16 protein-coding genes are annotated in these 15,362 nt (G+C 36.0%); 3 read left to right on the top strand and 13 right to left on the bottom strand.

The features are described 5' to 3' along the window. Positions 1-3 precede the first annotated feature (3 nt). The 8 genes from E7274_RS06880 to E7274_RS06845 all read right to left on the bottom strand — a co-directional run bounded on the left by E7274_RS06880 (position 4) and on the right by E7274_RS06845 (position 10,874). Entirely contained in the window at positions 4-2,409 is a 2,406-nt protein-coding gene (locus E7274_RS06880; protein ID WP_304174772.1) for a glycoside hydrolase family 3 protein, read from the bottom strand. Positions 2,410-2,508: 99 nt separating this feature from the next. After that, positions 2,509-3,552, bottom strand: coding sequence for a glycoside hydrolase family 53 protein (locus E7274_RS06875; protein WP_304174770.1), 1,044 nt, complete (start codon positions 3,550-3,552; stop codon positions 2,509-2,511). After that, positions 3,549-4,568, bottom strand: coding sequence for a LacI family DNA-binding transcriptional regulator (locus tag E7274_RS06870; RefSeq protein WP_304174768.1), 1,020 nt, complete (start codon positions 4,566-4,568; stop codon positions 3,549-3,551). The genes E7274_RS06875 and E7274_RS06870 overlap by 4 nt, the downstream gene beginning before the upstream one ends. Positions 4,569-4,589: 21 nt before the next feature. Further along, a complete protein-coding gene (locus E7274_RS06865) occupies positions 4,590-5,864 on the bottom strand; it encodes a glycoside hydrolase family 53 protein (RefSeq protein ID WP_304174766.1) in 1,275 nt (424 codons plus the stop codon). A 3-nt stretch (positions 5,865-5,867) separates the two neighbouring features. Further along, positions 5,868-7,376 (bottom strand): glycoside hydrolase family 53 protein, encoded by a 1,509-nt coding sequence (locus E7274_RS06860; RefSeq protein WP_304174765.1) that lies wholly within the window; start codon positions 7,374-7,376, stop codon positions 5,868-5,870. 50 nt (positions 7,377-7,426) lie between these two features. Further along, positions 7,427-9,031, bottom strand: coding sequence for an ABC transporter substrate-binding protein (locus E7274_RS06855; protein ID WP_304174763.1), 1,605 nt, complete (start codon positions 9,029-9,031; stop codon positions 7,427-7,429). Between the two features lie 28 nt (positions 9,032-9,059). Then, positions 9,060-9,956, bottom strand: coding sequence for a carbohydrate ABC transporter permease (locus tag E7274_RS06850; RefSeq protein ID WP_304174761.1), 897 nt, complete (start codon positions 9,954-9,956; stop codon positions 9,060-9,062). Positions 9,957-9,971: 15 nt separating this feature from the next. Further along, on the bottom strand, positions 9,972-10,874 hold the full coding sequence (locus tag E7274_RS06845) for an ABC transporter permease (protein ID WP_304174760.1): 903 nt from the start codon (positions 10,872-10,874) through the stop codon (positions 9,972-9,974). 332 nt (positions 10,875-11,206) lie between these two features. On the opposite strand from E7274_RS06845, the gene E7274_RS06840 reads away from it, so the two are divergent. Further along, positions 11,207-11,404 carry a hypothetical protein gene (locus tag E7274_RS06840; RefSeq protein WP_304174758.1) on the top strand — a complete coding sequence of 66 codons (198 nt, stop codon included), beginning with the start codon at positions 11,207-11,209 and terminating at the stop codon, positions 11,402-11,404. 187 nt (positions 11,405-11,591) lie between these two features. Continuing rightward, the gene (locus tag E7274_RS06835) at positions 11,592-11,981 is read left to right on the top strand and encodes a hypothetical protein (protein ID WP_304174756.1); all 390 of its coding nucleotides are present in this window, start codon (positions 11,592-11,594) and stop codon (positions 11,979-11,981) included. A gap of 397 nt (positions 11,982-12,378) precedes the next feature. On the opposite strand, the gene E7274_RS06830 is transcribed toward E7274_RS06835, so the two are convergent. Continuing rightward, on the bottom strand, positions 12,379-13,047 hold the full coding sequence (locus E7274_RS06830) for a DUF6037 family protein (RefSeq protein ID WP_304174754.1): 669 nt from the start codon (positions 13,045-13,047) through the stop codon (positions 12,379-12,381). 40 nt (positions 13,048-13,087) lie between these two features. Here E7274_RS06830 and E7274_RS06825 point away from each other — a divergent pair, with 40 nt between their 5' ends. After that, the gene (locus E7274_RS06825; protein WP_304174752.1) at positions 13,088-13,279 is read left to right on the top strand and encodes a helix-turn-helix domain-containing protein; all 192 of its coding nucleotides are present in this window, start codon (positions 13,088-13,090) and stop codon (positions 13,277-13,279) included. Between the two features lie 73 nt (positions 13,280-13,352). Here E7274_RS06825 and E7274_RS06820 read toward each other — a convergent pair whose 3' ends face one another. The 4 genes from E7274_RS06820 to E7274_RS06805 form a co-directional block, all read right to left on the bottom strand. Further along, positions 13,353-14,000: a hypothetical protein gene (locus E7274_RS06820; RefSeq protein ID WP_304174750.1), complete on the bottom strand. Its 648-nt coding sequence runs from the start codon at positions 13,998-14,000 to the stop codon at positions 13,353-13,355. Between the two features lie 208 nt (positions 14,001-14,208). After that, on the bottom strand, positions 14,209-14,538 hold the full coding sequence (locus E7274_RS06815) for a type II toxin-antitoxin system RelE/ParE family toxin (protein ID WP_304174748.1): 330 nt from the start codon (positions 14,536-14,538) through the stop codon (positions 14,209-14,211). Next, positions 14,531-14,788: a type II toxin-antitoxin system Phd/YefM family antitoxin gene (locus E7274_RS06810; protein WP_304174746.1), complete on the bottom strand. Its 258-nt coding sequence runs from the start codon at positions 14,786-14,788 to the stop codon at positions 14,531-14,533. Before E7274_RS06810 ends, E7274_RS06815 begins: the two co-directional genes overlap by 8 nt. 117 nt (positions 14,789-14,905) lie before the next feature. Further along, positions 14,906-15,241, bottom strand: coding sequence for a hypothetical protein (locus tag E7274_RS06805; RefSeq protein ID WP_304174744.1), 336 nt, complete (start codon positions 15,239-15,241; stop codon positions 14,906-14,908). Between the last annotated feature and the right edge of the window lie 121 nt (positions 15,242-15,362).

Genomic DNA, 15,362 nt, shown 5'->3' with positions numbered 1-15,362 from the left:
AAATTAATCGAACTTCAAAATTGTATTTAATATTCTTTTTGCATTAAGTTTAAGCTGGTCATGGTCAAGAGCTCCCTTTTCATCTGCAGCCATAAGTCTATCTGTGTAGCCATTTCCCATTTTAAGGTCGTTGCCTGCATTTGACTCTTTGTAATGCTCGCCTCTTGTCCACCAGTCAGATGTAACCATGCCTTCAAATCCCCACTCATCACGAAGGATTCCTGTAAGCAAATCGTGACTTTCTGAAGCACGTTCACCGTTGATTGCGTTGTATGCGCTCATGATTGTGTATGGCTTTGCAGTCTTTACAACGATTTCAAAGGCCTTAAGGTAAATCTCTCTAAGAGCTCTCTCTGAAACTCGTGAATCGCTGTGTTTTCTGTTTGTCTCCTTGTTGTTGCATGCAAAATGCTTAACCGATGCACCAACATTGTTGCTTTGAATACCATTTACCAAGGCTGCTGCAAGACGTCCTGCAACAATTGGGTCTTCAGAATAATACTCAAAATTTCTACCGCAAAGTGGACTGCGGTGAATGTTGATTGCAGGTGTAAGCCATACAGCCAGGTTGTTTTCTTTAAGCTCCTCGCCTCCTGCTTTTCCTACCTTTGCAAGAAGATGCTCGTTCCAAGTGCATGCCAAAAGTGTTGAACATGGAAATGCTGTAGTGAGGATTCCTGTCTCAGGTGCAATTCTAACACCGGCTGGACCATCTGCTGTCATAGCACTAGGCACACCATATTCTGGAAGATTTCCAAATCCAAAAGTATTTGCAACACCTGTGTTAGGCTGTCCGCCTACCAGATTCATTAAATCTTCCAAAGAAAGCTGGTCAATAAATTCATCTAATGTAATCTTGCCTTCGGCAACTTCTGAAAGAGTATGTGCTCCCTTTTTAAATGGATTAATCAGGCAGTAGCTTTCTCTGCTTCGTACAACCGGAGTAAGTCCTTCCTCTGTACCAGGCTCCATCTTTGTAATAACACTTTCATTGATATCCTTATGCTGTCCCTGTGGAAGTTCTTCGTATGTACCATCTGAAAGCATTCTTTCTTTTAACTCAACTGGTGCGAGCTTGTGAGAAAGCTCCTGAATAACTTCGTCTTCGTCGTTGTTCCAAACCAAATCTACCTTAGCCACATCCATTGAATTATTGCCAAGACAGAATCTGTACTCACCTTTTTCAAGCACATAGCTTGCATCCCTAACCTTGCCTAAATCGTCAAATGAAGACATCTGATATTTGCTCACAGATAGAGAAATAATTTGACTTTCACCTGGTGCTAGGCACTTTGTCTTTGCGAAATCTCCAAGCTCTCTGGCTGGCTTAAAAAGCTTGCCCTGTGGCGCACCATAGTAAAGCTGCACCACATTTTTGCCAGGCTTGTCTCCTGTGTTTGTAACCTTTACTGTGAAATAGAATGTATCATCACAAAGTGACATTGAAACAATGTTGCTTTCAAAACTGGTGTAGCTCAATCCATATCCAAAAGGATAAATAATCTTTTTATCTGCTTCTGGAATTGTAAGGAAATATCTATATCCTACATAAATATCTTCGTTGTAATTTACATAATCAAATGACTCATGGAAGCCTGCTGTAGAAGGATAATCCTCAAGCTCACCAGCAAATGTATCCACAAGACGGCCTGATGGATTTACAAGACCAAGAAGAACTTTGGCTGCTGCATCGCCACCTTCCATGCCGCCCTGGCCCATGTAAAGTGCGGCATTTATTCCATCCTCTTTGAGCCAGCGAAGGTCAATTACTCCGCCAATATTCAGTACTGCAATTACCTTTTTAAAGTTCTTCTTTACTGTGGTAACAAGCTCCTTTTCCTCCTTCGTGAGATAAAAATCACCATCAGGGAAAATCTCTCCCGCAATCTTTGGCATGCTTGTTTCAGTCTCCCAAGGATTGTACTCATTGTTGCATTCTACATCGCTTCTGTCCCAGCCTTCACCAGAAAAGCGATTAATCAAAATAACAGCTGTATCCGTAAATGCGATAGCACCCTTTACCAAATCAGCCGAAACCTTTGGCTCAGCAGTCATACCTGGCACTCTGCCATTTTCGTACTGCTTTTTCAAATCATCTCTATAGAAATCTATAAGTGGCTCGTACACTGATACGCCGTTAGCCTTCAATCCATCATAAAGACTATGTACGTATTTACAATATACGTCTCCTGAACCACCGCCGCCTTTTACATAGTCGACACTGGCCTTGCCGAACAAAGCAAGTGGCTGCTCCTTTTTCAGAGGAAGAATTCCATCATTTTCCAAAAGAACCATTCCCTCTTCCGCAGCTTTTCTTGACAATGCAATATGCTCATCACAGCCTGTAACTCTTCTATCTCCATATAAAGGAAGAGAAGGCTGATATAGTAATCTGGACCATTTTTGCATAATATAACCTCCCGATAATAACTATATTTACCTTCTCATATTAGACTTAAGTATTAAGTTTTTAAAGTGTTTTATTTTAATTGAAGTGAGATTTTTCATCTATATTGCAAATACATTAATTGCTTTTAATGCATGCCCATTATGGTCAAATATAGCTTGATTCTCCCACTCATTTCCTTTTCCTTTTTCTGCACCGACGCCTTTTATCTGGTACCAAACAGGTTCCCAATAATAAACACCTTCTATGCTAGGTTCATCCTGTACTATCTTTATTATTTTTTTCAGAACCTCATATTGATTTTCGCAGGACGGTTCCATTCCCATGGATTCTATAGTTAACTCCCCTGTTACTACATTTGGCGTATTGTCATTTGATACATCGGTATATGGAAATGCTGTTTCCGCAATAATAACTTTCTTTTTAAATATCGTATATACGTTTCTAGCATTTTCAATAAATTTCTCGTAAGGTCCTGCCCAGTATGGATAATAGGATAATCCTACGTAATCAAAATCTTTTATTCCATATTTTTCTAGATTTTTGAAATACTGTTCAGTCTGTTCCTTTTCTGCTCCACATTCTATGTGAATCATTATCTTTGGAGTCGTGTGCTCTTCGTCACTAGCATCCTGCACTGCATTTATCCCTGCATTAAGAAATTTAGTTATGTTATCAGGATTGTCTAAACTGCCATAGTTCCATAATAGCCCTCGACCTATTTCATTACCTATTTGAATCATGTCAGGCCATGCATTATTATTCTTGAATTGATTTAATGAGTCATATGTGTAGTCATATATTGCATTACATAGCTCATCTACATTTTTGCCCTTCCAGGCTTTAGGGATATTTTGTTTTTGCCAATCAGCCCAAAAATCACTGTAATGAAAATCCAAATATAATCCCAATCCCTTTTCCTTTATACGCTTAGCAATTGGCAACGTATTTTTTACATTGCAATAATCACCTCTATCAAAGGACATTTCCGGATCATTGAATAGTCTCAATCGTATACTATTAACACCATGCCTCTTTAGTATGTTTAATGCATCATCTTGTCTGCCATCCTCATCATAAAAAATGGCACCGTTATCTTCCATCGCCTGTAAAGATGACACATCCGCTCCGATTAATAAGCTCATTCTCCCCTCTCGCTTTCGTCTGTTCTTTTAGTTGAGTCTCTAAGTATTAACTGATATCCCAGCAATTGTCGATGTGGAATCTCATTTCCGTGCAATAACTCATATAGATTTTTTGCAGCTGTCCAGCCCAAATCTCTTGTATTAAATTCCAGCGCTGTTATAGGTGGATAATGCATTTCCAACACTGAACTGTCATAAAAAGAAGCCACCTTAATATCTCTTGGTACAACAACATTCTCCACTTTTAGTCTGTTTAAAACATTTACACAAATATTGTCATCCATACAAACAATGCATTCTATCTGATTCTTTAAACAATCATCTAACGCCTGAGCTGCCCTATGCGAATATCCAGCTTCATCAAAAATGTATCTGGTGTCCACTGATATATCATTTTCTATGTGAGCCCTGAAAAATCCGTTGTATCTATTCTGCGTAACAATATGTGTCATATCTGCACAAAATAAAGCTAAACGTCTGTATCCCATTTTAAGCAGAAGAGAAGTCAATTCTTTACATCCATTTTCCTGATCTACATCTACCTGATATACGTTATCATCCTCACAGGAACCAATAACAATAAATGGAACATTATGAGCCTTTAAATATTCAATATCTATTCCATTCCTTATTGTTCTAGTCAATATCACACCATCAACTTTATGATGTTTGATAATCTTTTTTAACTCACTAATATCGTCGGCACTGGTTTTTATTGGAATGACATTGTAATCCCTTGTAGCGTAATAATCGATTACACTCAGCAGGGTAACCTGGAAATATGGCATTTCCGCAAAGTTATCCTCGCCTGGAAGAGTGATGCAAATATTCTTCGTCCTCTTATCTGTATACTCAACACTCTTATTCTTTATGGTATAGTCATTATCCTTCAAATATTGCTGAATTCGCTCTTTGGTGCTCGCAGAAATACGACCATTACCAGACAGTGCCCTTGATACTGTAGTCGATGAAATATTAAGTTCCTCTGCTATTTGTTTAAGCTCTACTTCTTGCATAAGTACTCCCTAATCTATTATTTATTGGCCAATATGATTAAATAACTGTAACGATGAAAGTGCTTTCCCGTTGCTGTCAAACAATGCCATATTATCCCATGAGCTTCCGCAATTTGATGTCGAATATTCTGAAACTGTTGAATTATACATCAATTCATAGTTGCCCGATTCAGCAGAAGCGAATCCTGTTCCATAGTTTGCACAATCTGATGCTGTTGTACCTATCCATGTTGGTTCCCAATAGAATCCTCCAAGACCATACCCATTTGTTCCAGACTGATTATTAACAGCATCCACTGCATTCATTACTGCCAAAATCGCCTCTTCTTGACCAGACACGCTAATATCATATCCTGAGAAAGACATATCATTTATAGAACCAATATTATTACCTTGGCTATCAGCATTATTAAATGTATATGGATATGCTGTTTCAGCTACCATTACCTTTTTATTATATGTTTTTGCTATATTCTTTAATGACGATTCCAAGTCAGAAGGTGAGCCATGCCAAAATGGATAAGCAGAAACTGCAAAAACATCATAATCTACACTTTGATTATTTAATTGTTCTGCATACCAAGAAGCAGTCGTATTTGGATCAGTAAAATGAACAACCTTCAATATTTTGTTACTGCCTGTTCGTCCATAATAAGAGTTGATATCATCCACAGCCCAACAACCATTTTTTAATCCATTTGCCACGCCAGAGCTTAAGTCCCATGTTCCATCATATAGCCCACCCATTCCACATAGTGATCCTTGAGTTTCATTTCCAATTTGAACCATAGAAACATCAACTCCAGCATCAATTAATGTTTTAAGAGAATCATATGTATAGTTGTAGATAGCTATACCTTTTTCATGTACTGTAAAATCTTTCCATTCCTTTGGTGCATATTGTTTAGATGGGTCCGCCCAAAAATCGGAATATTGAAAATCTATCATACATTTCATGCCATGCTGTGTGGCTCTTTTTCCAATTAGAGTTGCCTTATATAAATCATTATTACCGCCACCATATCCAACTCCAGATGAATTATATGGATTATTCCATACTCTGATTCGAACATAATTAACGCCTGCATCTTTTAATATATCGAAGATATCTCCAGCTGTTCCATTTTCATATTTAAACGTTGTTCCCGCGTTTTCAAAGGCGATAATACTTGAAATATCTACACCTTTGACTTGGACAGAACTAGAAGCTTCTACATCTATTTTGGGATAAACTAAGGTTATTAATAATCCAAAGCATACTAAAACTGATAATAGTTTTTTTCTATTACTTTTCATATACTATTTCTCCTTTAAATACATTCCAATATTTCTTATCTCACCATTAATCTCAGGAGAATCTATTTCAACTCCTACCTCTACGCTCATTCCCTCGGTCAAACTAATTTCAATTGTTCCTCGAGTCCACATTTTGTCTGAAGGATAAATATTAGTTTCTCGACGGTAATCCGGCAATTGTATAAATGGCTTTACGCACACACCAGTTGTGTTATCTCCCTTGTATTCAACAACTAAGCTGTAATTTCCAGTTTCTTTTGCTTGAACCTTTTGATGTAACGAAAAATAGACATTTCCTTTACTTTGAAAACATAATGTATCTACATCATCGATAGTTTTTATTTCATAGCTAACATTACTAGGCTTTTCATAGCTCCAATTGCTTAAATCACTCGCAAATCCTGAATTGTTAATGATATTAATACCGCCAACAAGCTCATTGCAGTTATCTGAATATTCAAGTTCTGAATACAAGTGTCTTGCTTCATCTATATCTATCGGAAATGCGGTATCAATCAGCTCCAGTGCTTTTAATGGCTTCCCATCTTCATCAACAATTCCCATGCAATAGCCCCAGGAAGATGGATTTTCCGCTCTCATAAATGGCTCCCAGTAGAAAAATCCTTTACCACGGTTATTCTTAACGCCACCAATTATTCCAGAAATAATCTGCAATGCATCAAACTGACCATCCTCGCTCGCCTTAAATCCACCAAGTCGTTCCTGGCCTTTTCCAAATAAGGAATCATCTCCTAAACGATATCCATATGCAACTTCGGCAACAATCAAATCCTTATGATATCGCTCTTCAAGTAATGTTAACGTCTCATCTAAATCTTGGTATGTACCATGCCAAAATGGATAATAAGATAATCCAATAATGTCGAAATCTTCCACACCGTTTCGTATCATGGCATCAAACCACTGTTCATAGTAATGATATCTTCCGCCCTGATCCAAATGGAGCATTATTTTAATTTCACTTCCATTTTGAGAGTCTCTCACGCCCCTTATTCCTGCATTAATGAGTTTTGCTAAAGTTCTGTAGTCTTCAGTGCTTCCATCAGGCCACAACATTCCACAACGGATTTCATTGCCTACTTGTACCATAGAAGGTGAAACATTATTCTCAGCAAGTTTATTAAGGACATCCTTTGTATATTCATACACTGCTTCAACCAAAGCTTTCCCATCAAGATAAGCCCATTCCTTAGGTTTTGTTTGATTTCCAGGATCAGCCCACCAATCTGAATAATGAAAATCTAATAAATATGGTATTCCTAATTCTTTGATTCTCTTTGCTAGCTTTAATGTTTCATCTAAGCTACAGTATCCACCAGATTCAGGTATGTTTGACGGATTATTCCATATACGCACTCGGGCATAATTAAACCCTTTCTCTATTGCATATTCCAAAATATCAATCTGATTGTCATTGCAATCAAAGTATTTATACCCTTTGTCCAACATTTCCTGATAAGAAGAAATGTCCATGCCCTTAATATATTCCATTACAACTCCATTTAGTAAAAAGGGCCAGTAAAAACTGACCCTAGTATTTTTTATATACCGTTAGCCTCTTTATATTCAGTGTACTGCTTGATGAATTCTTCTGTAAATGCCTCAACGCCTGCATCTTTCAAATCACTTCTGAATTCTTCAAGAGCACTTTCTGTATCCTTGCCATAGATTCCAAGCGCAAAACTTTGCTGATACTCAGTAACAACAGACTGTACTGCAGTATACTGATTCTGAACAGGTGATGGATCAAAAGTGAAACCTGTCTGAGCTGGGACAAATTCCATCTCTTCGCAATGCTCACCATATTCAATAGCCCTCTCATCCATTCCTGCTTCATCTGGCTCATCCTGTCTGTTAATTGCCCATGCCCAACCGTTCCATGGATAATCAGCAGCTTTATCAAGTGTAACTCTGTTTCCATCTGCATCTAACTCATAATGTGTACCTTCAATTCCACCGAGGAGTAATCTGTTAAGATTTACATCACTCTTCATATAATCAAGAACTAATGCTGCTCTTTCAGGATCTGCAGATTTTTCCGTGATAGCTGTTGCATCAACTGAATATGCACCTCTTGAACGTTTTGTATCTGGTGTTACATCATAAACTGCATATGTTCCAAGGTCAGCAGATTCAAGATTATCACCAGCTGTGAATATAGAACTATTCCATACAAATGCGCCTGATGTACCATTTTCAAAATATGATTGTGAATCAGTAGTGTCGTTAATTGCATTTGCTGACCATACACCCTTGCTAGCTAAATCAGCCATCTGCAGTGCATAATCTGTGTAGTAATCAGACATATATGAGTATTCAATATCCTCTGGTGCAGGAGCTGCTTCGGAGTTGTTTGCCTGATAAAGGAAATCATAACCTTCGGTTACACCCTGAAGTGTATTTTCCTGGCAAAACATTGTAAATAGCTGCTCTCTATTTGCGTTAGTATTTAATGCTGTTACACCTGTTTCACTCTGAAGAGCTGCTAATTCTTCAAGATACTTTTTGAAATTATCCCAGCTATCAGGAGTGGTAAGTGAATATTCATCAATTAAATCCTGTCTTACTACTGCTCCATTATATGCTGTGAATGTAGCTTTTCCTTTTGGTACTGCATATACATCTCCTTTAATTGCTATTTCCTTCCAAGCCTCCTCTGGAAGCTCAGCATATGTATATGGCAAATATGTTTGGATGAATTCATCATCTAACTTCTTAAAAGCACCTGCTGCAACTTCATCATTGTAGTAGCACCACGATGCAGTATAAATAAGATCAACCTGCTCTCCACCTGACAAAAGTAACGAATATTTTGTTGCATAATCGCTCCAGTTCAAAAACTCAATATCAAGCGTAGTGTTTAAGTTAGGTTCAAAGTATTCAGAGTTTGCCTTCTCCAAAACTGTGTCCATATCTGCAGGTCTATCACCTAATACATACATTACGATAGTCTCGGCAGTGGAAAAATTGAATCCCTTTCCTGCATATGGACTATCTGCTGATATTGCAGAATCATCTGACCCATCTGCAGTAGTCTTGCCATCGATAGTATTAGTTGCCCCAGAACTACTACCGCATGCCATCATTGACATTGTCATCGATGCCGCTAAAATTGCCCCCACAATTTTCCTCATTCTTTTCTTCATTTTATTCCTCCTCCAATTTTTAATATTATCAACCCTTAACTGCGCCAAGAGTTAATCCCTTAACAAAATATTTCTGCAAAAATGGATACAACAATACAATTGGGCCAGTTGCTATAACTGTCATTGCAAGCTTTAAACCTTCAGATGGTAATTGTCCAACCTGCATACCAGTTAATACCGCTATTCTTTTCAATGCCTCTGAACTGTTCAAAATATTTTGCAAAGTATACTGCAAGTTCCAATGTTCACCTGTGCTCATAAACAACATGCAATTGTACCAATCATTCCAATAAGCTAATGCTACAAATAAGGTTATTGTTGCCACCAAAGGCTTTGCCATAGGAAGAATGACTTTATAATAAATACAAAAGTCACCTGCACCATCAATTTTTGCAGCTTCAACCATCTCAAAAGGAATACCTTTCATAAAGCTTTTTGCAATAATCATATTCCAGACAGAAAACATACCTGGGAGAATAAGAGAATATATTCTGTTGGTGAAGCCTAAATATGTTGTGCATAAAAGGTAATATGGTACTAGTCCCCCATTAAATAATGTTGTGAAGAAAAAGAAGAAAGAGAAGCCATTCTTCCATGGAAAATCCTTTCGTGCCAACACATAACCTGTCATTGTTGTTAAAAAGATAGATAACGCTGTGCCTACCACTGTAACAAAAATTGTCACCCCATAGGCCTTCAATATGGTATCAGGACTTTTGAATGCCATTTTATAAGCTTCAGTTGAAAAATCCTTTGCGCTTAACCATAGCTTATATCCAGTAGTAACTATGGTACTTTCCTTTGTAAATGAACCCATTATTATCAAATAAAAAGGAATAACACAGGCTAGCGCAAACAATAACACTAAAATATACCCTATTATTTCAAAAATGATTTGATCCTTACCTTTAATTTTTGCCCCCATAATTGCCTCCCAATTTTAGAATAATGTATAGTCTGGTGCTATTTTCTTTACTATCCAGTTTGCTGTAACAATAGTCACAAAGCACAATATAGACTGATACAGACCAGCAGCCGCTGTCATACCTACATCAGGTGTAGTTAAAAGCAATCTGTAAATGTAAGTATCCAAAATATCTGATGACTTAAGAAGAAGTTGATTTGAACCAACCAACTGATAGAACATACCAAAGTCACCTCTGAAAATATTTCCTAGAGCAAGCAACGTCATAATCATTACTGTAGGCTTCAATGATGGAAGTGTAATATATCTAATTTTCTGCCATACATTTGCACCATCTATAGCTGCTGCCTCATACAAATCCTGACTGATTCCAGCAATAGCAGCCAAATAAATTACTGTACCATAACCAGTTTGCTTCCATAAACGCACGCAAACCATTATCACCGGCCACAAAGCTGTATTACTGTATATACTGTACTTCTCTCCCCCTGCGGAAGTCAGAATAGAGTTTAAAACACCATTATCTCCAAATATATTCAACATAATTGTTGAGACTACAACCCAAGAAATGAAGTAAGGCAAAAACATAAATCCTTGTGCAAATTTCTTAAAGACCTTATTGTTTAATTCACTCAATATAATTGCGAATCCTACTTCAAATATCATTCCAAAGATGATGAAGAAAATATTATATAGAAGTGTATTACGTGTTAACTGCCAAACCTTGTTTGAAATAAATAAGAATTTAAAATTATCAAGTCCAACCCAAGGACTTCCAAATATGCCATCAGCATATCTATAATTCTTAAAAGCTAAAACAATGCCTGCCATTGGAATGTAACTAAATACTATTACGTACACCAACGCTGGGATTAGCATAATTAATAAGACTTTGTTTCTAGAAATTAATTTACCCATATACCCTCCCAATATTGCGCACAATTGCGCAGAATTGCAAAGCTCATCCTGTTTGTGAATATTTTATGAACTCGCCTTGTGATATTATCTTAGCCCTATTTTTGGCCTCAAACAATTCTCACAACCACTAAGAATTTTGCGCAACTATTATTAATTTGAGCAAATTTTAGGCATAAAAATTGCGCAATCATTATATGATTGCGCAAAGCTATTTTCTCAGGAATTAATCATTCAATATTCAGACAGCCGTCACTTTGGCCGCATATGCATTTCAGATAAGGAATCCATAATATCCCACGGTATTTAGTAATCGCTAAAAAAGGATTTAAATTATGGATGTTTCAAATATCTATTTATTAAAAGATGCCTATGGCTCAAAAATTACCACAGGCACCTCATTTATGTCGGCATATCAAAAAGCTGCTGCTAATCCAAAATGTTCCACAATTGAAAAGGTCAATGTAGACAACAGTAGTATGGATAAAATCTCTACTGTTTGGAAAAGCAGCAGCTTTGATGTTTATGTATAATTGAATTTTTATTTGTCAACTCTGATTTTTTATTTATATATATGAATAAAACTTTACTTGGTTTTTATTTATATATATGAATCACTTTTTCTGAATTTATAATTTTTTATTGTCATTTTTAAATTGTGTAGTATATATATTACACAATTTCTCATCCACATCTGTTCCTGCAAAAACAGCTACTGTTATGAAAGGATCTGGTACAGTTACTTTCACAGCATCAAGTATGTCTGGAAAAACATCTGGTACTGGCTCGGGAACATGTTCACTTCCAGCAGGAAATATCCTTTTAGGAGCTAAATCAATTTCAGTTACTGCAACTGCAGGTAAAGTTAACATAAAACTCTATAATAAATATGGGGCCCTTTTAAGTAACAGAGCTTTTAGCTCATCTAATTACAATTATGCTTCTACCGCAGTTTTTGATTTATCAGAAATGTCAGATGCAGAATTAACTGATGGAGCATATATTATTGTTACAATGTATACGAGTTCTCCTATATATAATTCTAAAGATGTTTATGTTGGTCAAGTAGCTGGCCCATACAGTTTCAATTCAATTGTAGTGACTTACTAAGTACATAAGGCTTTTATCTTTCATAAATACATGTAAGGTAAGAGCCTTTTGCATTTAGTTTGAAAAATAATAAGGATGTGAAAATATGATATATAAAAATTTTTATAATAATACCGAGGTATTTTTAACAAACTCCCCCCCAGGAAATACAGCCAGATATAGAGTTAGCACTTGCTAAATTTAAAGAAATGGTAACTCAAGAAAATGTTTCATATAAAATTCAGCAACTTTTTCTCTATCGAAAGATTGACATAAACACCTACGGCATTGGTTATGTACAGGAATATGAAGAGATTCTTGCTTGTTATATATTAAATAATACACAAGATCAAAATGAGGCTAATATTTTTTTCTTATATGTAGACACAAATAACAATATATATTCTCTACATAAAGCTTAACGCTTAGTATAAGAAGGATGATTTATAATAAATCTTCGATAAATATCCTCTTCAGAGGGTTCATTATCTATATCATCATTAAACCCGAAAGTGACCTTTTTATCATTTTCAAATAGCTTTGATAGTCTAGGAAATTTAAGTTGAGCCAATTGATAAGTATAGCTATTTCGATATTTTTGCTTACCATTTTCATCCAGCCCCAGTAATATTAGCGAACGTCTGGATATTCTGTTTTTATCACGATTTTCGTGTTCGCAAACTGTAACAGCAGCCGCATTAGTACAAGTATCATCCATCATTCCAATATGATTAGGAATTGAATTTGCAAACGCTTGTGCAAAATAAAAAAGAAATCCCATGCCATTTGGCTGAAAAGGGATACCAAATAGATACCTTACAGAAGTAGCATTAATGCCCAAAAAATTATTTTCGTTTGCATAACAATCAACATAAATATCCAAATTATCAGATTTCATAAATCTAATACGCAAAAGTGCTGTTTGCAATTCAGGGCGAAGTTTTTCTCTTTCTTCATCTAGTATGATACAAAGAGCAACAAAACATTCAGTATTTTTATACTCAAATAGATACGAATATACCGCACGTTCATTTTGCTCCATCTCTTGTTTTATTTGTAACAATTTCTTGAATATATAATTTATCACCTCACAAATACATCATTAACGTAACAAAGAGGATTATAACATGGAAAACAAAAATCTAAAAGAATTGATCAGATCTAAAAAATTAACATACCGTCAAGTAGCAGAGCTATCTGGAGTCCCTGCCGCAACCATAAATAGAATTTGTACGGGCAAACACGATAACCCTAAAATTGACACTATTAGAAAAATAGCAGATGCCTTGGGCGTAACAGTTAATGATCTAATTTACTGAAACAATAGCGGCAATAAAAAAAGCACCCTGATGTTACTCAGAGTGCTTTAATCGTTTAATTCAATTTATGCATTTAATATAGAATAATAAAATCACTACCTGTCCAATTATCTAAAGTAACATCATCAAAAGAGCTTTCCCACTCAGCATCCATAGCTGCAAGTTCAGATTCTGATAATACAGATCCGTCTGTTCCTGTAGAAACCTTCTGTCCGTCAACCCAAATGTAATATGTTTCCTCTGTATCAGTAGATGAAGATGAAGCTGAAGCAGTACCAGTTGTGCTTGGCTGAGCAATTACAACATCTGGATTTGAAAGAGAAGTAACTGTGATACCACTTGCAACAGCAGCCTCGATTGTAGCAATTCTGTTCTCATTTACACCATAGTTAGCATAATGCTGAACATAAGCATTTACATTATCACCAAATACTGCAACAAGATCTGGATTTGCTGAAGCATAAGCATCAAGATTGAATGTAGCTGAAGCATTTCTTCCCTCTACAACACCGCTTGTAAGATAGTGTGCAAGTAGTGCGTTTGCATCAGTACCAAGTACAGCAACCACATCTGGATATGTCTCTGCATAATAAGTAGCATCAAATACTGTTGTAGCAGTTGTAGCATCAAGCTCTGCCGCATTTGCTGTTGCCGTCATGCCAAAAGCAGATCCTAAAGTAACAATACCTGTTAATGCGAGTGCAATGATATTCTTTCTCATTGTGTTAATCCTCCGTATTCTTAATATAGATTACAAGTTTTTCGTTGGTTACATAATACCCCCCCATTTTGTATTTTCAAGTATTTATAACTAAATCTTCGTGTTTTCTAAAAATATCTGCATCAATAAATCCCTTTAGCATCAAACAAAAAAACTAGGAGTTGATGCTCCTAGCTTTTGCATTTAATATGAAATTATCGCAACTATATTACTGCATATTATCACGATTTTGAAGCGTATGAGTAAAACGTCTCACTTCCATAATTCGCTTATCGTTTTCAGGAATTACAACATAATACACAATATAATTCCCTATGTAAATGCGATAATATGGATAATCCCTTTTCTTTTTAGACGGAACCGGTTCGTATCCTTCCGGATTATTTTCACAACGATTAATAATTGCACTTTCCACAGTATCAAGAAGATTTTCTGCTGCTGCAGGATTTCCCAATCTATTTGCAATATAAAGTACTGCCGATTCTAATTCTTCATAAAATAGTGGTAAATATCTTATTGTGTATTTCTGATTATACATTTAATTTCCCCCTGATAGATCCAAAGACCTCATCATGAGTCAATCTCTTGTCCGTTGAAGAAGCTGATGCATCAGCAACATCCATAATGTACTCTTCAGGCTCAGTCATTCTCGAATATGCATCAAGACTAAGTACAACCATAGCGCCATATCCATTTTTTGTTAAATATACCGGATCGCCACTTTGAACTGCTTTTTCAATATCTGTAAATTTATTTCTTAAATCTGAAACGGGTCTTATCTGCATCATATTAATCCCTCCATTATCTTATCATAATTTTATCATCTTTATGATAACATTATTGACATATATTTTCAATGTTCCCCGTCTTCTGTTGATTCATTGAAATTAGAATTGAGTGTATGTTTACGCAATAACTGACATCATAGCAAGCATTCCTAAATTTGTTATATAACTTCTTCCCTCATGTATGTTCCAATACTTCTCATCAACTGACTTTACATCGAGAAATTCTCCGAAGTTTAACGGAGAGCCCGGTCCATCCGCAACAAATGGAACAATATATCTTCCTGAAGCATTATCTTTATAAACCCCAATCCCCGCCTCATCAGTATCATTAATATTGATAGTTCTGCTGAAGGATATTAATTCATCTAAACTGGAAGCTTCTGCCTCAAAGAAGTACTCCTCATCCTCCTCTTCTTCATTTCTTATTACATCTAAATCGTACTCTATAATCAAAAACTTTTACCTCTATTTCTAAAAATTAGCTTTGATATATTAGCACGAGTTGTTAAATGACTCTACATGCAATTTTTTCAGTATGTGTTATATGTAACCAAGTAGAAAAACTATAGATAAT

Source organism: Pseudobutyrivibrio ruminis (assembly GCF_015057245.1).
Lineage (GTDB): Bacteria > Bacillota > Clostridia > Lachnospirales > Lachnospiraceae > Pseudobutyrivibrio > Pseudobutyrivibrio ruminis_E.
This window is presented reverse-complemented; position numbering and strand designations above follow the sequence as displayed.

Excerpts from the sequence above, each read along its gene's own strand:
- E7274_RS06875 (WP_304174770.1), bottom strand. The coding sequence starts at position 3,552 with ATGAGCTTATTAATCGGAGCGGATGTGTCATCTTTACAGGCGATGGAA.
- E7274_RS06850 (WP_304174761.1), bottom strand. The coding sequence starts at position 9,956 with ATGGGGGCAAAAATTAAAGGTAAGGATCAAATCATTTTTGAAATAATA.
- E7274_RS06825 (WP_304174752.1), top strand. The coding sequence starts at position 13,088 with ATGGAAAACAAAAATCTAAAAGAATTGATCAGATCTAAAAAATTAACA.
- E7274_RS06820 (WP_304174750.1), bottom strand. The coding sequence starts at position 14,000 with ATGAGAAAGAATATCATTGCACTCGCATTAACAGGTATTGTTACTTTA.
- E7274_RS06840 (WP_304174758.1), top strand. The coding sequence starts at position 11,207 with ATGGATGTTTCAAATATCTATTTATTAAAAGATGCCTATGGCTCAAAA.
- E7274_RS06865 (WP_304174766.1), bottom strand. The coding sequence starts at position 5,864 with ATGAAAAGTAATAGAAAAAAACTATTATCAGTTTTAGTATGCTTTGGA.
- E7274_RS06810 (WP_304174746.1), bottom strand. The coding sequence starts at position 14,788 with ATGATGCAGATAAGACCCGTTTCAGATTTAAGAAATAAATTTACAGAT.
- E7274_RS06815 (WP_304174748.1), bottom strand. The coding sequence starts at position 14,538 with ATGTATAATCAGAAATACACAATAAGATATTTACCACTATTTTATGAA.
- E7274_RS06855 (WP_304174763.1), bottom strand. The coding sequence starts at position 9,031 with ATGAAGAAAAGAATGAGGAAAATTGTGGGGGCAATTTTAGCGGCATCG.
- E7274_RS06870 (WP_304174768.1), bottom strand. The coding sequence starts at position 4,568 with ATGCAAGAAGTAGAGCTTAAACAAATAGCAGAGGAACTTAATATTTCA.
- E7274_RS06860 (WP_304174765.1), bottom strand. The coding sequence starts at position 7,376 with ATGGAATATATTAAGGGCATGGACATTTCTTCTTATCAGGAAATGTTG.
- E7274_RS06835 (WP_304174756.1), top strand. The coding sequence starts at position 11,592 with ATGAAAGGATCTGGTACAGTTACTTTCACAGCATCAAGTATGTCTGGA.
- E7274_RS06845 (WP_304174760.1), bottom strand. The coding sequence starts at position 10,874 with ATGGGTAAATTAATTTCTAGAAACAAAGTCTTATTAATTATGCTAATC.
- E7274_RS06880 (WP_304174772.1), bottom strand. The coding sequence starts at position 2,409 with ATGCAAAAATGGTCCAGATTACTATATCAGCCTTCTCTTCCTTTATAT.